Here is a 15748-nt window from a genome sequence, read left to right as displayed (position 1 = left end):
TAATATGCAGGCAGAAATGCGAGAGGAATTTCCCCGGTCGGACAGATTTGAAGGGATGAGCGACGAAGAAATCGTTCAACTGGCGCAGCAGGAACAGGACGGCGAGGCGATGGATTACATCGTCAATAAGTACCGCAACTTTGTGAAATCCAAAGCGCGGGCCTATTTTCTCGTCGGCGCCGACCGCGACGACATCATTCAGGAAGGCATGATAGGCCTGTATAAAGCGACGAGGGACTTTCGCGGCGACAAGCTGGCCTCGTTCCGGGCCTTTGCCGAGCTGTGCGTTACGCGGCAGATCATTACGGCTATCAAGACGGCGACGAGGCAGAAGCATATTCCCCTCAACTCGTACGTATCCTTGAATAAGCCGATTTATGAAGATGAATCGGATCGGACGCTGCAGGATATTCTGTCGGGAATTCGCGTCAGCGACCCGGAAGAGCTCGTCATCAGCAGGGAGGAATTTGCCGACATCGAGCTGAAGATGAACGAAATCCTGAGCGACCTGGAATGGCAGGTGCTGACGGCCTATCTGGAAGGGAAGTCCTACAACGAGATGTCCAAAGAACTGCATCGCCACGTAAAATCCATCGACAACGCCCTGCAGCGCGTCAAGCGCAAGCTGGAACGTTATTTGGAAAACCGGGATGGAGAAAATAAATCGGAACCTATTGATAGAAAAGGCAAATGAGTGTACAATAGTATCGTTAAGCATGTGTTGTAAGGAGGATTAGCGTGATTACTGTATTGGAAATCTTAGTTGTCATCTTGTCTCTGATTCTTATCGGCGTTGTCGTAGCCCAAAAAAGCAAGACTCAAGGCATGGGCGCCGGCTTCGGCGGAGGCGCGGAAGACCTGTTTGGCAGCAGAGCCCGCGGTATGGACGCATTGCTGTCTAAAGTAACTATCGTCGTATCTATTGCCTTTGCAATCGTGACATTGATTTTAGGCAGATTGCTGAATACATTTTAATGAACGTTATGGCCTGCGGCGTCGTCGCAGGCTTTTTTCATATGCAGACGAACGACAAAGAAAGGGTATGTATAAAGAGTATGAATTTGAAGTTGTCCCATGATATAATGGATATATGTAATATGGAACCGGACGGCGTTACCGTAGAAGACTGCGCCGAGCGGCTGCGTCTGGCCGGCGGGGAGCTGTCCGAATTGTTTGAAACCTTTGAAGAGATGATAAGGAGGGGAAGTCTCGTGAGAATATCCGAAGAACGCTACGGAGCGTCTACGCGGGCTCAGGAAATCGTAGGCATATACAAGGGATATACGCCTACCTTTGGATTTGTCCTCTGCGAGAATATGCAGGACGACATTTATATTGCCGAGCAGTACCGGCACACGGCTATGAATAACGACAAGGTAGCTGTGCGCATTATTCAGAGCGGCAGCGGCCGCCATAAAACGGAAGGGGAAATCATCCGCATTGTCGAGCGGGCGAATAAGACCCTGGTCGGGACCTTCGAGCGGGAAAAGCAATGGGGCTTCGTTCGTCCCGACGACGAACGGATTCGGGAGGATATCTATATTCCCCTGGATAAGACGGCTGACGCCCGCAGCAGCGCCCGCGTCCTCGTGACCATTACGAAATGGCCCGAAGAGGGCCGCAAGGCCGAAGGCGAAGTGACGGAAATACTGGGGTATGATGGCGACAAGGACTTGGATATAAAAGTCATCATGGCCCGTCACGGCCTGCCCTTTGCCTTTCCCGACGACGTATTGAAGGAGGCCGACTCCATCGACCGGACTGTCGTATTGGAAGACGGCCGCCGCGATTACCGTCATCGCCAGCTCATTACGATTGACGGCGAAGACGCCAAGGATTTGGACGACGCCATCGACGTGGAACGCCTGTCCAACGGTAATTACCGCTTAGGCGTATACATCGCCGACGTGAGCTATTACGTACGGCCCCGCACGCTGCTCGACGCCGAAGCGTACGAACGCGGCACGAGCGTATACCTCGTCGACAGGGTCATTCCGATGCTGCCGACGGTTCTTTCCAACGATATGTGCAGCCTCAATGCCGGCCAGGACCGCTATTCCATGACCTGCGTAATGGAAATCGACAAGGAAGGCAAGGTCGTAAAGGCCGACATCGGACCGGCCGTCATCCGCGTCAAACGGCGCTGCAACTATAAAGAAGTCAAAAAGGCCCTGGTCGACGATATTATCCCCGACGACCTGCAGCCCTTTATGCCTATGCTGCGGGACCTGCAGGACGTGGCGCAGATTTTGAAGCAGATGCGGCTGCGCCGCGGCGCTATTGATTTCGATTTTCCTGAATATAAAATTATCCTCGACGAAGAAGGCAAGCCCTTGCGGCTGGAAAAGAGAGAGCGGACGATTGCCGAGCAAATCGTAGAAGAGTGTATGCTCATCGCCAACGAGACCGTCGCCGCCTATTTGAGAGACAGCGAAAATCCGGCCGTATACCGGGTGCACGAAACGCCCGAGCCGGAACGGCTGGAGATGATGCGCACCGTGCTGGCCAGCTTTGATTTGCCTGTGCCGTCGGGCGACGACGTCAAGCCCGCCGATTTCCAGAAGCTGCTGAAGCAGTCTAAGGGGACGAGCGCCGAACTCGTCGTGCAGACCATCGCCCTGCGCTCCATGCAGCAGGCCCGGTATTCGACGAATAACGCCGGCCACTTCGGCTTGGCTTCGGAGTGCTACACCCATTTTACGTCGCCTATCCGCCGCTATCCCGACTTGATGGTGCATCGTTTGATCCGGCAGAATAAGCAAAGGGGCAAGCTGACTCAGGAAGAGGCCCAGCAGTCCCTGGCGTACCATACGATCGCCGCCGATCAGGCCAGCTCCCGCGAACGCATTGCCGTCGAGGCCGAACGGGAAACGGACGATTTAAAGAAGGCCCAGTACATGGTTCCCTTTATCGGCCAGCCCTATGAGGCTCATATTACGGGGATTACGTCCTTCGGCCTGTTCGTCGGTCTGGAAAACGGCATTGAAGGATTGGTTCACATTTCCCTGCTGACCGACGATATTTACGAGTTCGACGAAGGGACGTATACGATGCGGGGACAGCGCGGCGGGCGCGTATATCATCTGGGCGACATGATGGAAGTGACGCTGGCGAAGGTCAACGTCGAAAAATGTGAAATCGATTTTGTTCCCGGCAAGGTAGAATCGCTGGAGGATTTGCGGCAGCTCATGGCGGCCGGCGCCGAACGGCGGCACAGGAAGAACGGCAGCCGGAGCGGCAAGCAGGAAGTGACGAAGCGAAACTGGTTTGCCGACGCTGCAGATTCCCAGAAAGGGAAGAAAAAGAAGAAGGACAAAAAAGGCAAGAAAAAAGACAAGAAGGATAAAAAACGCAAGGGCAAGAAGTCCAGGAAAAAATAGGAGGAACTGCCAGTGGCACAATCACCGAGTGGCGTAAAATATATTACGGACAACCGCAAAGCACGCCACGATTATTTTATTCATGAAACCTACGAAGCGGGAATCGCCTTGACGGGGACGGAAGTGAAATCCCTGCGGCAGGGGAAGGTCAACCTGAAGGACAGCTTCTGCCGCATTGAAAACGGCGAGGTGTTTCTGGTCGGCATGCACATCAGCCCCTACGACCAGGGAAACCGCTTCAACCACGACCCGCTGCGGACGCGGAAGCTCCTGCTTCATAAGTATGAAATACTCAAGCTGTTAGGGCGTATTAAAGAAAAGGGATATACCTTGATTCCCCTGAACTTATATTTCAAAAAGGGCAAGGTCAAAGCGACGATCGCCTTGACGACAGGGAAGAAGCTGTATGACAAACGGCAGGCTCTGGCCGAAAAGGAAGCGAAGCGGGATATTGAACGGCGTATGAAAGAACGCCGCTGATATGAAATCAAACGAAACCTCTGAATGGCAATGGATGCCGTTCAGAGGTTTTTCCATTTCTTTTTAGGTTTACGATTTCAGCTATGTGTTTCTAAAACATGCAAATAAATGCTGCTAAATGCAATTATTTACAGAGAATTTGCAATATATTTTCTAGAACTACATATAGATGCCGTAGGATATAGGTATAGCAAGACATTATATGGAAAGCATCATATTGTCGTACACACAGGAGGAAATGGACATGAATATGAAACGGTGGATGAAAGGCATAAGCGTATCTTTAATGCTGGTAGCTGCAGCCGCAAGCTTCGGCGGCTGCGGAAGCGCCGGAGGCGGCAGCGGGCAGCAGCCCTTTACGATCGCCTACGCGCCGAACGAATCGACGGAGCAGAGCGCCGATGCCCGCAGTGCCTTATCGGCAGATTTAGGCAAAGCATTGGGACGGGAAGTAAAGGAAATCAGCGCGTCCGACTACAACGGCATCATTGAAGCCTTGCGGACGAAAAAGGCCGACATGGCTTATTTGGGAGCAGAGGGCATCTCTCTGGCAAACCAGCGCTTAGACGGTAATGTAGACGTCATCGTCATGAAGGCCCCTGACGGAGACAAGGCGAAGGCCCTGTATCATTCCGTCTTCATTACGAGGGCAGACCGTTCGGATATCAATTCCCTTCAGGACGTAAAGGGCAAGAAGATGGCCTTTGTCGACCCGGGCTCCACGTCGGGCAATCTCATTCCGACGAGCATGCTCATGAAGGCCTTTGCCAATGAAAATCTCGACAGCGAAACGCTACACATGAACGAAAAGTTTTTCTCGTCGGCTATGTTCTCCGGTAAGCATCAAGCCAGCATTCAGGCCGTTGCTAAAGGTGACGTAGATGTGGCTGCTGTGTCAGATCAGATTTTGCAGGCTGAAATTAACAGCGGCAATGTTCAGGCTGGAGACATCAAGGTCATTGCCACTTCAGATCCGATTCCTTCAGAAGGCATGATCATTCGTGCTGATATGGATCAAAATCTGCGCAAGACACTGACGGATTTTCTCCTGCAGTATAACAACGAAGATTATTTCACAAAGGTTATTAAAGTAAAAGGCGCTCGCTTTGTAGAAGCTTCTAAAGCCGATTACCAGCCCATTATCGAGCTGAATCAGCTCCTCAGCAAGTAAGGAGGCCGGCTCGCATGAATTGGACAGAAGAGCAGCCAGTCGTCGTATTTGAACATGTAGGCAAGCGGTATGGAAACGGAACGCTGGGATTAAACGATGTCAGCTTTTCCGTATATCCGGGAGAATTTATTGCCGTCATCGGCCCATCCGGCGCCGGAAAGTCGACGCTCCTCCGCTCCGTCAACAAGCTCCACGACGTGACGGAAGGGCGCATACTCATCGGCGGCGAGGATATTTCCCAAGCCCGGGGCAGCCATTTGCGGACGCTGCGGCGGCAAATCGGCATGATTTTTCAGAATTACAACCTGGTGTACCGTTTGTCGGTACTGCAGAACGTGCTCCACGGCCGTCTGGGCTACATGGGCTCCTTGCAGGGGATGATAGGACGGTACCGGGAAGAAGATAAGGAAAAGGCCGTAGAATTACTGAAAGAAATCGACATGGGCGATTTCCTCAATACGCGGGCCGCCGACCTGTCGGGCGGCCAGAAGCAGCGCGTCGGCATTGCCCGGGCGTTTATGCAGGAGCCGCAGATTCTTCTCTGCGACGAACCCATTGCTTCCCTGGATCCGTCGAGCGCTAAAATCATCATGGATATGATTTATTCCATGGCCTCGCGCCGCCGCATCGCCTGTCTGGTCAACCTGCATCAGATCGACGTGGCTAAGGCCTATGCGACCCGCGTCATCGGTCTGCGGAAGGGAAGAATCGTCTTTGACGGCCCGCCGGGCGATATGGGTGACGACGTGATTCAGGCTATTTACGGCGTATCGGCCGACGAACTTGCGATAAAGGAACGAAACCTATGAAACAGAACGAATCTCATGTAATCTATACGATGACCGGGCTCATGGCGGCGGCCTTTATCGCCGCCACGGCCTATACCGGCTTTAACCCGGCAGAAATCATACCGCAGCTGGGCGAAGGATGGAAGTTCTTTACGGAAGACTTTCTGCCGCCGCAGGTATCGTTCAGCGAAGCCGTCATGGAATGTATTGCCGTGACGATTTCCCTGGCCATATCGTCAGCCTTTGTCGCGGCAGTGCTGGCCGTCGTGGCCGCCGTATTCGGCAGTGAAAAGACGTCGCCGTCCCGGTACGTTGCCGGCGTCATCCGCGGCGCAGCTACCTTCCTGCGCAACATTCCGACCCTTGTCTGGGCCTTTATCCTCTTTTCCTCCCTGGGCGTCGGCACGAGCGTAGGGTTTATCGCCCTGGTCATTACCAGCTTCGCCTTTATGACCCGCACGTTTATCGAGGTTATTGACGAAATTCCTCAGGACACGTTAGAATGTATGGAAGCCGTAGGTGCTGATTTCTGGCAGCGCATGTTCCAGTGCGTGATTCCCTGCTGCATAGCCGGCTTTATTTCATGGTTTCTCTATTGTCTGGAAGTCAATATCCGCGCCTCGACCATCGTCGGCATGGTGGGAGGTGGCGGCAGCGGCATGGTCCTGCTGTCGTATCTGAAAGCCTTTAAATATCCGCAGGCCGCCGGCATCATCTTGATGATTGCGGCTATTGTCATCTTGGTAGATATCATGACGGGATGCTTGCGAAAGAGAGTGATGAATCCATGAATATAGAAGAAGTTACGGCTGTAGATTCGGCCGTGAGGCCCGAGAAGAATGGGAAGAAAAAGATAGATGTCGGCGTCCGCGGGGGAGATCATTTCATCGCCTTGTTCCTGGCCGGTACGGCGGCAGCCGCCGCGGCGTCTCTGTACATGCTGCACATTGACTGGCTGCAGCTGGCGGAACGTTCCTCCGGCATCGTTGAAATTTTTTGGAAAATGGCTCATATGACGACGGACAGCGTCGACTTTACCCTTCTTTCCTTCGCCGATACCTTTTCCATTATGGTGCTGGCTACGGTGTACAGCATATTCCTCGGCCTCGTCTTCGGACTGCTGGCTGCGGAAAACGTCGTCGGCAGCAGGATTGCCGCCGGGGCGGTCAAGGCCTTCTTTACCTTTCTGCGGGCTGTGCCGACGCCCGTATGGGTTCTGCTGATGCTGGTCTGCTTTGGATTCGGCCCCGTAGCAGGCGTTACGGGTTTGTCGATTCACACGGTGGCTTTTTTTACGCGGGCCTTTTCCCAGGCCTTCGAAGACGTGCCGCAGGATACGATAGACGGCTTGGCGGCTTTAGGCGCGACGCGCTGGCAGATTATCTGCTGCGGCCTGCTGCCCAGTGCCGTCACGCAGCTCGTCGCCTGGATTGCCCTGCGGTTTGAAATCAATTTTGCCGAATGCGCGATTCTGGGGATGGTGGGAGCCGGCGGCATCAGCTTCGCTATTTCTACGAGCATACAAAACTATCAGTATGGACAAGCGGGACTCGCCGTTTTTCTGGTATTCGCCTTCGCTTTTTGCTTAGAACGCGGCTTTTTGCTCGTCAAGCGGTCCATGCAGTAAAAGGAGTGGTAACGTTGGAATTTTATAATCCTGTACGCATCCTTGCCGGACATGACGGCTTGGAAAAGCTGGCTCTTTACTTGGAGGAAACGAGCCGGGAGAAGAAGATTCTCCTGCTGACCCGCGGCATGGATTTCTCTCAAAGTCCTGCCGGACAGGCTTTGCGGAAGGCCTTAGCGGGGCGCGATGTCCGGGAAGAGGAGCTGACTCTTTCCAATCCCGACGTGGCCGATATGGCCGCGATGCTGGAACGGGTTGGCGGCGAACCGTACGGCCTCATCCTCGCCGTCGGCGGCGGCAGCGTCATGGATACGGCGAAGACCCTGGCCCTGGCGATTCCTGCTGGCATTCGGGGGACCGAAGGGCTGCGGGCTTTTATCGCCGCAGAGGCGTATGAAGCGGTGCAGCCTATTCCCTGGATCGGCGTGCCGACGACGTCCGGCACGGGCTCGGAAGTGACGCCGTGGGCGACAGTATGGGACCGGGAACGGGAATGCAAGATGTCCTGCAGCTATAGTCATAACTTTGCGGCCCTGGCCGTCGTCGACCCCGTATGCACGGCGACATGTCCCGCAGCGCTGACGATATCATCGGCGCTGGACGCCTTGTGCCACAGTACGGAGTCCTTCTGGGCCCGTCGGTCGAATGAAGTATCCCAGACCTTTGCCTTATTGTCTATCGGCCTCATTCGCCGCCATTTAGAGGACTTGGCGGCTCATCCGGACGACGCGGCGCTGCGCCTGCTCATCGGTAAGGCCAGCTTATATGCCGGACTAGCTTTCAGCAATACGAAGACGACAGTCTGCCATTCCGTATCGTACCCCATGACGGAAAAGTTCGGCGTGCCTCATGGCACGGCGGCGGCTTTGACGCTGGGCGATTTCATGGATTTCAATAAGGCGGCGATTCCTCGCTATGCTGAGCTGTTGGAAGCATACCAATGCGCTTCGGCGGCAGAGGTCAAAGACTGGGTATTCCATATGCTATCTCTCGGCGGCTTTGCCCTTCGCCTGCGGGACTACGGCATCGGCAGCGGCGATATTCCTTACATCGTCGGTCACGCTTTCACCAAGGGCCGGGCGGACAACAATCCCGTCGCCGTACAGCCCGAAGATGTGCAGGCTGTACTGGAACGTATTTTTTAATCGTGACGATGAAAAAAGCTTGAAACAAAGGGACTTTTTAGAGTCCCATGTTTCAAGCTTTTTCGTTTGCAGCGATTAATATATGGTCATATTCTTTTCTTTGTACTGTTCAAAGATCTTGATGGCCTCTTCGCGGCCCATCTGCCGCAAGGCCAGCGTATCTTCGTCGGCGCAGCCCCGCTTGATGAAATCGTAAATGAAGTCGTCGCGGAAGCCGATGGCGGCGGCGTCTTTGGCGCTGTTGCCGTAATACACTGTTTTAATATTCGCCCAGATGATGGCCGAAAGGCACATGGGGCAGGGTTCGGCCGACGTGTAGAGCTCGCAGCCCGATAAGTCGTACGTGCCGAGATTGCGGCAGGCGTCGCGGATGGCCTGTATTTCGCCGTGACAGGTCGGGTCGTTGTTTTTCAATACTTCGTTATGGCCGCGTCCGACGATGACACCGTCCTTGACGACGACGGTGCCGAAAGGTCCGCCGTGGCCTGTTTCTAAGTTTTTTGCCGATTCGCTAATGGCTTCGTCCATGAAATTCATCGTATATCATTCCTCCGTGATTTGCAGATTTCTTTTTACGCCTCGCATATTATACCATAGGCAGGCGGGAAAACGAAATGGTTTGGGCTGCCGGCCTTGTTTTGTATGAATGAATAGATAATCAAAACGATAAATGATATAATAAGAGAGATATTTTGTATTATGTGTGCTACAGAAATTTAGGAGGACTACTATGAAGTGCCGCTATTGCGATAGAGAAGCCGTCTATGACGACGGCATGTGCGAATCGTGCCATCGCTTGTACCAGCAGTACGAGCAGGCCGAAGCCAAGGTTATGTCGGATCACGAACGGGACAGCTTCCGCGGGCAGACGATTGAGGAAGATGGTACGGTACGGGACGAACAGAAAGCCTATGAGGAACAGATGCGCGAACAGCAGCGCCGCCGTTCAGGCGTGCGCATCATCACGTCGGGATTGTCCTGGCGCGTCAAGCTGGCCCTGGGCTTTATCGTATTCTGCATCGTCGCCGTCATCATCAGCGCCCTTGGCTTTATCATCATGGCGATGCCCTATTTGCTGGGCGCGCTGGTCATTTATTTTGTATATAACATCGTCAAGGCGTTTCTGCATCGGTAAGAGGAGGCTGACATGAAGGAAACATTGTTGATTATAGATGGAAGCAGCCTGTTATACCGGGCCTTTTACGCCATCCCTTCCCTGACGGACAGCCAGGGCCGGCCGACGAACGCCGTGTACGGCTTTTTAAACATGCTGCTTAAATTGTACGAGCAGCTGGAGCCCCATTACGTAGCCGTAGCCTTTGACAAGGACAAGCATACCTTCCGAAACGACTTGTACGACGGCTATAAGGCGACGCGCAAGCCGGCGCCCGACGATCTGCGGCCCCAGTTCCCCTTGATACGGGAAGTACTGGAATGCCTGGGCATTCATGTCCTGGAGCTGGAAGGCTATGAAGGCGACGACATTATCGGCACCGTTGCCCGGCAGATGGAAGCGAAGGATTTTCATATCGACATCGTGACGGGAGACCGCGACGCGCTGCAGCTCGTCGATGAAAACGTCACGGTCCATTTGACGAAAAAGGGTATTACGAATATGCTGGCCGTTACGCCTGACGTCATGGCGGCGGAATACGGCTACGCGCCGTCCCAGGTCGTCGACATGAAGGCCCTCATGGGTGATACGGCCGACAATATTCCCGGCGTTCCCGGCGTCGGAGAAAAGACGGCGGCGAAGCTCATCGCTCAATTTCAGCATGTAGAGACACTGTACGACCGTATCGGCGAAGTGAAGGGCAAGAAACTGCAGGAAAAGCTGGCCGACAACAAGGACAAAGCTTTTTTGTCCAAGGAACTGGCGACGATCTGCTGCAGCGTGCCCGTCGAGTATAGTCTGGATATGTTCCTGCCGCAGCCGCGCAAGGAAGACGTATCCGCCTTGTTCCGCAGCCTGGGCTTTAAAAACATGCTGTCCCGGTTCGCTGCCTTCGACCGCTTTGCATCCTTAGCTGATGAGGAACCGGCACAGGACGTATCCCTGCAGCTGCTGGACGACTTGCAGCCCCAGGACTTGGCCGGCCAGGTCGTCGCCGTAGAAGGCGTGTATGAACCGGCCGCGCCCCTGCCTGTGCTGAAGGCCTTAGCCATTGCGGGAAATCAGGGCGTCTTCATCGTGCCGGCAGGACGGGAAGGAGAGTATCTCTGTGCTTTGGCAGATGCGGCCTTAGTCGTCACGTCGCAGGGCAAGCAGCTCGTCAAGGCGGCGTCGCCCTATACGGACAAGCGCCTGCCCTTGGCGGATATCATACTGGCGGCGTATTTGCTGGATCCGACGCGGACCGCCTATGGCCTGGCGTATTTATCGGAAAAATTTGCCGTGCCGCTGCAGGAAGGCGGCGACGAAGCCCTGCGCCTGGCCGGCGACGCGCAATTTTCCTTCGACGTCTGGCCCAAGGCGGCAGAAGCCCTGGAGCTGGCTGGCTTGACGACCTTGTACGATACGATTGAAATTCCCTTGATTCATACGCTGGCCGTCATGGAAATGAACGGCTTTACCGTCGATACGGAACGGCTCATGGATATGGAACGGGAGTTGTCGCTGGAAGCGGACAAGCTGGAAGAGGAAATTTACGACGATGCCGGCGAGACCTTCAACATCAATTCGACGAAGCAGCTCGGCGTCATCTTATTTGAAAAGCTGGGATTGCCGGTTATCAAGAAGACGAAGACAGGCTATTCGACAGATTCGGCCGTATTGGAAGCCCTCATGGACCAGCATCCTATGATCCCGAAAATACTGCAGTTCCGGGCTTTGAAAAAGCTGATTTCCACCTATCTGGACGGCTTGGAACCCTTGATTTCCCGGGAAACGGGCCGCATTTACACGTCCTTTAACCAGATGGTTACGGCGACGGGCCGCCTGAGCAGCTCGGACCCGAACTTGCAGAACATTCCTATCCGAACCGAGCAGGGACGCAAAATCCGCTCCTTATTCGTGCCGGGCGAAGGATACGACTACATCGTATCCGGCGACTACTCGCAGATCGAGCTGCGCCTTCTGGCTCATTTGTCTCAGGACCCGACGATGATCGACGGCTTCAAGAAAAATCAGGACATCCATCGCCGGACGGCGTCGGAAGTCTTCGGCATTCCCTGGGACGAGGTCACGCCGGAGCAGCGCTCCCATGCCAAAGCCGTCAATTTCGGCATTATTTATGGCATCAGCGACTTCGGACTGGCCCGCAATATTTCGATTTCCCGTCAGCAGGCTAAGGAATACATCGATTCCTATTTCGCCCGCTACAGCACGATTCACGCTTACATGGACAAGCTCGTGGCGGAAGCCCGCGAAACGGGGATGGCCAAGACCATGTTCGGACGCATCCGCACGCTGACAGATATTAACAGCAAGAACTTTACGCGCCGTTCCTTTGCCGAGCGGACGGCGATGAACACGCCTATCCAGGGCAGCGCCGCCGATATCATCAAGCTGGCCATGAACGCCGTTCAGGACGAATTGGAACGCCGCAGCTTGCGAAGCCGCCTTCTCGTGCAGGTTCACGACGAGCTCGTCCTGGAAGTGCCGGCTGACGAGCGGGAAGAAGTGGAAACGCTGCTGAAGGATACGATGGAACACATCGTGACCTTGTCGGTGCCCCTGGTCGTCGATATTCACTGCGGCCGGAACTGGGAAGAAGCAAAATAGGAGGAGTTATATGCCTGAATTGCCGGAAGTAGAATCGGTGCGCGCCTATATTGAAGCGCACGCAGTGGGAAAACGGATTGAAGACGTACGGCTCTTGCTGCCGCGCCTGGTGAAAAACACGACGCCTGAAGAATTTTGCCGCCTATTGACGGGACAGACGATATCAGCTGTCAGCCGTAAGGGAAAATATTTGCTCCTTCGCTGCAGCGGCGGTCCGTCTCTGCTCGTGCACTTGCGCATGACCGGCAGCCTCATCTATCAGGAGGAGTACGAAGAAATACGAGGGCAGCGCATTATTTTCGCATTAAATGAAGGATATATCCTGTATCGCGACGTCCGCACCCTCGGGTGCCTGTGGCTCGTGCCGCCGGAGGGGCCGACGGGTATTTCCGGCTACGATTCGCTGGGACCTGACGGCAACAGCAACGAATTTACTCTTTCCTATTTGCAGGAGTCCCTCCAATCGTCGAAGCGTTCCGTCAAATCCTTTTTGCTCGATCAGACCTGCGTAGCCGGCTTGGGCAATATTTACGCCGACGAGGCGCTGTTCCTTGCCGGCGTCAGGCCCCAGCGCCGCTGCTGTGATATAAGCCCCGACGAATGCCGCAGACTCCACGAGGCCATTGGGGTCGTGCTGCGGCAGGGATTGGCCCATGGCGGCACGACGATACGCGACTTTATCAGCGGCAATGGCCAGGAAGGGTCGAACCAGGCCTTTTTGCAGGTATACGGCAAAGAAGGGACGCCGTGCCCGCGCTGCGGCCATACGATTATCTATACGAAGTTTGCCGGCAGGGGAACGCATTATTGCCCTCACTGCCAGGTGTAAGGAGGAACTTGTCATGTATCGCATTGGATTGACCGGCGGGATTGCGTCGGGAAAAAGTACGGTCGTATCGATGCTGAGGGAGCTCGGCGCGTCCGTCGTGGACTGCGACGTCCTGGCGCGCGATGTCGTGCGGCCCGGCACGAAGGGGCTGGCTGCCGTAGCGGCGGCCTTCGGCCCGAAAGCGATAGGAGAAGACGGGACGATGGACCGGGCCTATATCGGCGGCGTCGTGTTCAACGACGCTGAACGCAAGGCGGAACTGGAAGGCATTTTATTTCCCTTGATTTACGAGCGAATCGACGAAGAACTCCGGCGCATAGATGAAGGGGAGAAGAAATCCTTCGTTTTTCTTGACATGCCCTTATTATTTGAGATAGAATATCAAGCGTATGTCGATGAAGTATGGCTCGTATGCGTAGACGGGCCGACGCAGCTGGAACGGCTCATGGCCCGGAATCATTTTTCACGGGAAGAAGCGGAGGCCCGCATTCGTGCGCAGATGCCTGCCGAGAAAAAACGCGCCCTGTCGCAGGTCGTTATCGACAACAACGGCGCCTTAGCTCAAACGGAAGAACAGGTGCGGGCGCAGTGGGCGCTGCTGATGGATAGAATTCAAAGAGGATAGGAGACGGCGTTGAGACGGAAGACCCAGACAAAAGATAAAATTATCATAGCAGTAGTGCTGGCGTGTTTTTCAGCGACCTATTTCTGCTCGTGGAAAGACGACGTGCTGCGGAAATTCGTCTATCCTCTTCAATACGACTACATGGTGCGCCAGTATTCGTATGAAGACGGTGTCAGCCCCGCCTTGGTCGCGGCGGTGATTCTCGTGGAGAGCAAGTTCAACGAAGACGCCTTTTCCCATCGCGGCGCTTCGGGGCTGATGCAGATCATGCCGGAAACGGGCGAATGGATTGCCGGAGAAATGGGAATCGAAAATTTTACGCCGGACCAATTGACAAATGTGCAGACAAATATTAAAATGGGTACGTGGTATCTGGCCTATCTTCTGCATGAGTATGACGGCAATAAGGTATTGGCCCTGGCTGCGTATAACGCCGGCCGCGGACACGTCGACTCTTGGATGGAAGAATATGGTTGGGAAAAAAATTTTTCAGAAATTGAAAAAATACCCTTTACAGAAACGCGAGAGTATGTTAAGATAGTTTTGTTGAATGAACAGCAATACAAACATCTTTACAAGTTTTAATTGACTATGCGGTTGTGGCGGAATGGCAGACGCGCTGTCTTCAGGCGGCAGTAATCTTTCGATTGTGTGGGTTCAACTCCCACCAACCGCACCATTTTTTCTCTTATGGATGAAGCATTGATTGAAACATTCAAACAATGGAATATTGCATCTATTCTCCCACTTCAGGTGGGAGATTTTCAGTTATTGACGGAATATCGCATGGTGCAGGAAAACGGCGGCGATAAGGAGTACCTGCTGTTTGCCTATTGCAACGTCGACAATAACTGGTCTGTACGGGCGATATTCAATCCCGATTCGGAAGAGTTTTCCGTCCGCACGGACATCGGCATGCTGGAGTTTGCCCTGATCGAGTTTATTACCAGTGATTTCGCCATGTTCCGGGCGATGGTGGAAGACCGGCTGGCCCGGATCATCCGCGACTACTATGTAGAGCCGAGCCGTAATTTCAGCGTCATACTGAAGAACAAGGGCCTGCCCGACGTAGACTGGGATGAGTTCCTTCCGGCAGAATACGGCGGATTCCGCTGCCTCATCCGGCCGAATCAGGCCGTGCGGATTATTAACGGCTCCTACATGATTCTTTCCTATTACCAGAAAGAGTCGCGAAGCGGCTTGTCCGTCATGTACAACGTCCTCCGCGACGATTTTTTTGCAGAGCGGCGGATTCATAACTTTCCAAATTTGGTTCATGATTTTGACGGCTCGTCCCTGGAGGGACTGAAACGGGCGCTGCAGCAGCGTCTGCTGCCGGTGCTGGACTCTATTTCGGCCGATATATCCTGATTTGCCCTTGCGGCGTTGTCATAAGGCGGCTGAAGTGGTATACTAAACGTAATTTAGATTCTTTTATGTGAGAGTGGGTGCGAGCCCACTCTTAACTTTTACCTGTATGAATTTTTAGAAGGATAGCTGGTGAATGGCATGAAGCGTGAACATATTGAAACAATGATTTCTCAGGAAGTAGAACGGATTATCAGCGGCACGGATTTGGAATTGGTCGACGTCGAATATGTCCGCGAAAAAAACTGGTACCTCCGCGTATTTATCGACAAAGAAGGGGGCGTCGATCTGGAGGACTGTCAGGCTGTCAGCGAAAAGCTGAGCAAAGTCCTCGATGAAAAGGACCCTATACAAGAAAATTATCTGCTGGAAGTATCGTCTCCGGGACTGGACCGCATCTTGAAAAAGGATAAGGACTTTGTCCGCTACGCCGGCAGAACCGTGGATATTCACTTTTTCCAGCCCTACAACGGCAAAAAAGACCTGGTAGCCGATTTGGTAGGGAAAGGCGAAGACGGCAAGCTGACCGTCCGGGTCGATGGAAATGAAGAGATATTAGATATGAAAACTATATCGCAGGTTCGTCTGCATATTGATTTTTAATGGAGGGT

General features: G+C 53.8%; 17 protein-coding genes and 1 tRNA gene. 17 read left to right on the top strand and 1 reads right to left on the bottom strand.

Annotation, left to right across the window (positions count from 1 at the left end; genetic code table 11):
* The first annotated feature begins 4 nt into the window (after window positions 1-4).
* From sigH to OCV58_RS06610, 9 genes are all read left to right on the top strand, one after another.
* Window positions 5-694: an RNA polymerase sporulation sigma factor SigH gene (gene sigH / locus OCV58_RS06650; RefSeq protein ID WP_087476946.1), complete on the top strand. Its 690-nt coding sequence runs from the start codon at window positions 5-7 to the stop codon at window positions 692-694.
* A 44-nt stretch (window positions 695-738) separates the two neighbouring features.
* The gene (gene secG, locus OCV58_RS06645; RefSeq protein WP_087476947.1) at window positions 739-975 is read left to right on the top strand and encodes a preprotein translocase subunit SecG; all 237 of its coding nucleotides are present in this window, start codon (window positions 739-741) and stop codon (window positions 973-975) included.
* Window positions 976-1055: 80 nt separating this feature from the next.
* Window positions 1056-3380 (top strand): ribonuclease R, encoded by a 2325-nt coding sequence (rnr, locus tag OCV58_RS06640; protein ID WP_154877338.1) that lies wholly within the window; start codon window positions 1056-1058, stop codon window positions 3378-3380.
* A 12-nt stretch (window positions 3381-3392) separates the two neighbouring features.
* Window positions 3393-3860, top strand: a complete 468-nt coding sequence (gene smpB / locus OCV58_RS06635; RefSeq protein WP_095629929.1) for an SsrA-binding protein SmpB — start codon at window positions 3393-3395, stop codon at window positions 3858-3860.
* A 244-nt stretch (window positions 3861-4104) separates the two neighbouring features.
* Window positions 4105-5031, top strand: a complete 927-nt coding sequence (locus OCV58_RS06630) for a phosphate/phosphite/phosphonate ABC transporter substrate-binding protein (protein ID WP_267312827.1) — start codon at window positions 4105-4107, stop codon at window positions 5029-5031.
* A 14-nt stretch (window positions 5032-5045) separates the two neighbouring features.
* On the top strand, window positions 5046-5840 hold the full coding sequence (gene phnC, locus OCV58_RS06625; RefSeq protein ID WP_154877337.1) for a phosphonate ABC transporter ATP-binding protein: 795 nt from the start codon (window positions 5046-5048) through the stop codon (window positions 5838-5840).
* Window positions 5837-6610, top strand: coding sequence for a PhnE/PtxC family ABC transporter permease (locus OCV58_RS06620; RefSeq protein ID WP_204246309.1), 774 nt, complete (start codon window positions 5837-5839; stop codon window positions 6608-6610). The genes phnC and OCV58_RS06620 overlap by 4 nt, the downstream gene beginning before the upstream one ends.
* Window positions 6607-7446 (top strand): PhnE/PtxC family ABC transporter permease, encoded by an 840-nt coding sequence (locus OCV58_RS06615; protein WP_267312826.1) that lies wholly within the window; start codon window positions 6607-6609, stop codon window positions 7444-7446. The genes OCV58_RS06620 and OCV58_RS06615 overlap by 4 nt, the downstream gene beginning before the upstream one ends.
* A gap of 14 nt (window positions 7447-7460) precedes the next feature.
* Window positions 7461-8591: a phosphonoacetaldehyde reductase gene (locus OCV58_RS06610; RefSeq protein WP_267312825.1), complete on the top strand. Its 1131-nt coding sequence runs from the start codon at window positions 7461-7463 to the stop codon at window positions 8589-8591.
* Between the two features lie 75 nt (window positions 8592-8666).
* On the opposite strand, the gene OCV58_RS06605 is transcribed toward OCV58_RS06610, so the two are convergent.
* Entirely contained in the window at window positions 8667-9128 is a 462-nt protein-coding gene (locus OCV58_RS06605; RefSeq protein ID WP_267312824.1) for a nucleoside deaminase, read from the bottom strand.
* Window positions 9129-9321: 193 nt separating this feature from the next.
* Between OCV58_RS06605 and OCV58_RS06600 the strand changes: the two genes are divergently transcribed.
* The 8 genes from OCV58_RS06600 to OCV58_RS06565 all read left to right on the top strand — a co-directional run bounded on the left by OCV58_RS06600 (window position 9322) and on the right by OCV58_RS06565 (window position 15740).
* Complete coding sequence (locus tag OCV58_RS06600; RefSeq protein WP_232818842.1) at window positions 9322-9726, top strand: signal peptidase complex subunit 2; 405 nt, start codon at window positions 9322-9324, stop codon at window positions 9724-9726.
* 12 nt (window positions 9727-9738) lie between these two features.
* Window positions 9739-12315 carry a DNA polymerase I gene (polA, locus tag OCV58_RS06595; RefSeq protein ID WP_154877333.1) on the top strand — a complete coding sequence of 859 codons (2577 nt, stop codon included), beginning with the start codon at window positions 9739-9741 and terminating at the stop codon, window positions 12313-12315.
* Window positions 12316-12325: 10 nt separating this feature from the next.
* Window positions 12326-13144: a bifunctional DNA-formamidopyrimidine glycosylase/DNA-(apurinic or apyrimidinic site) lyase gene (gene mutM / locus OCV58_RS06590; protein WP_154877332.1), complete on the top strand. Its 819-nt coding sequence runs from the start codon at window positions 12326-12328 to the stop codon at window positions 13142-13144.
* A 13-nt stretch (window positions 13145-13157) separates the two neighbouring features.
* A complete protein-coding gene (coaE, locus tag OCV58_RS06585) occupies window positions 13158-13769 on the top strand; it encodes a dephospho-CoA kinase (RefSeq protein ID WP_154877331.1) in 612 nt (203 codons plus the stop codon).
* A gap of 9 nt (window positions 13770-13778) precedes the next feature.
* Window positions 13779-14354, top strand: coding sequence for a lytic transglycosylase domain-containing protein (locus OCV58_RS06580; protein WP_087476955.1), 576 nt, complete (start codon window positions 13779-13781; stop codon window positions 14352-14354).
* 8 nt (window positions 14355-14362) lie between these two features.
* Window positions 14363-14448: transfer RNA gene (locus OCV58_RS06575), tRNA-Leu, on the top strand.
* Between the two features lie 92 nt (window positions 14449-14540).
* Window positions 14541-15140, top strand: coding sequence for a hypothetical protein (locus OCV58_RS06570; protein WP_154877330.1), 600 nt, complete (start codon window positions 14541-14543; stop codon window positions 15138-15140).
* A 138-nt stretch (window positions 15141-15278) separates the two neighbouring features.
* The gene (locus OCV58_RS06565; RefSeq protein WP_087476998.1) at window positions 15279-15740 is read left to right on the top strand and encodes a ribosome maturation factor RimP; all 462 of its coding nucleotides are present in this window, start codon (window positions 15279-15281) and stop codon (window positions 15738-15740) included.
* Window positions 15741-15748: the final 8 nt, after the last annotated feature.

This window comes from Megasphaera stantonii (assembly GCF_025567065.1).
Lineage (GTDB): Bacteria > Bacillota > Negativicutes > Veillonellales > Megasphaeraceae > Megasphaera > Megasphaera stantonii.
The sequence above is the reverse complement of the archived record's forward strand: the minus strand, read 5'-3'. Positions and strand labels throughout refer to the sequence as shown.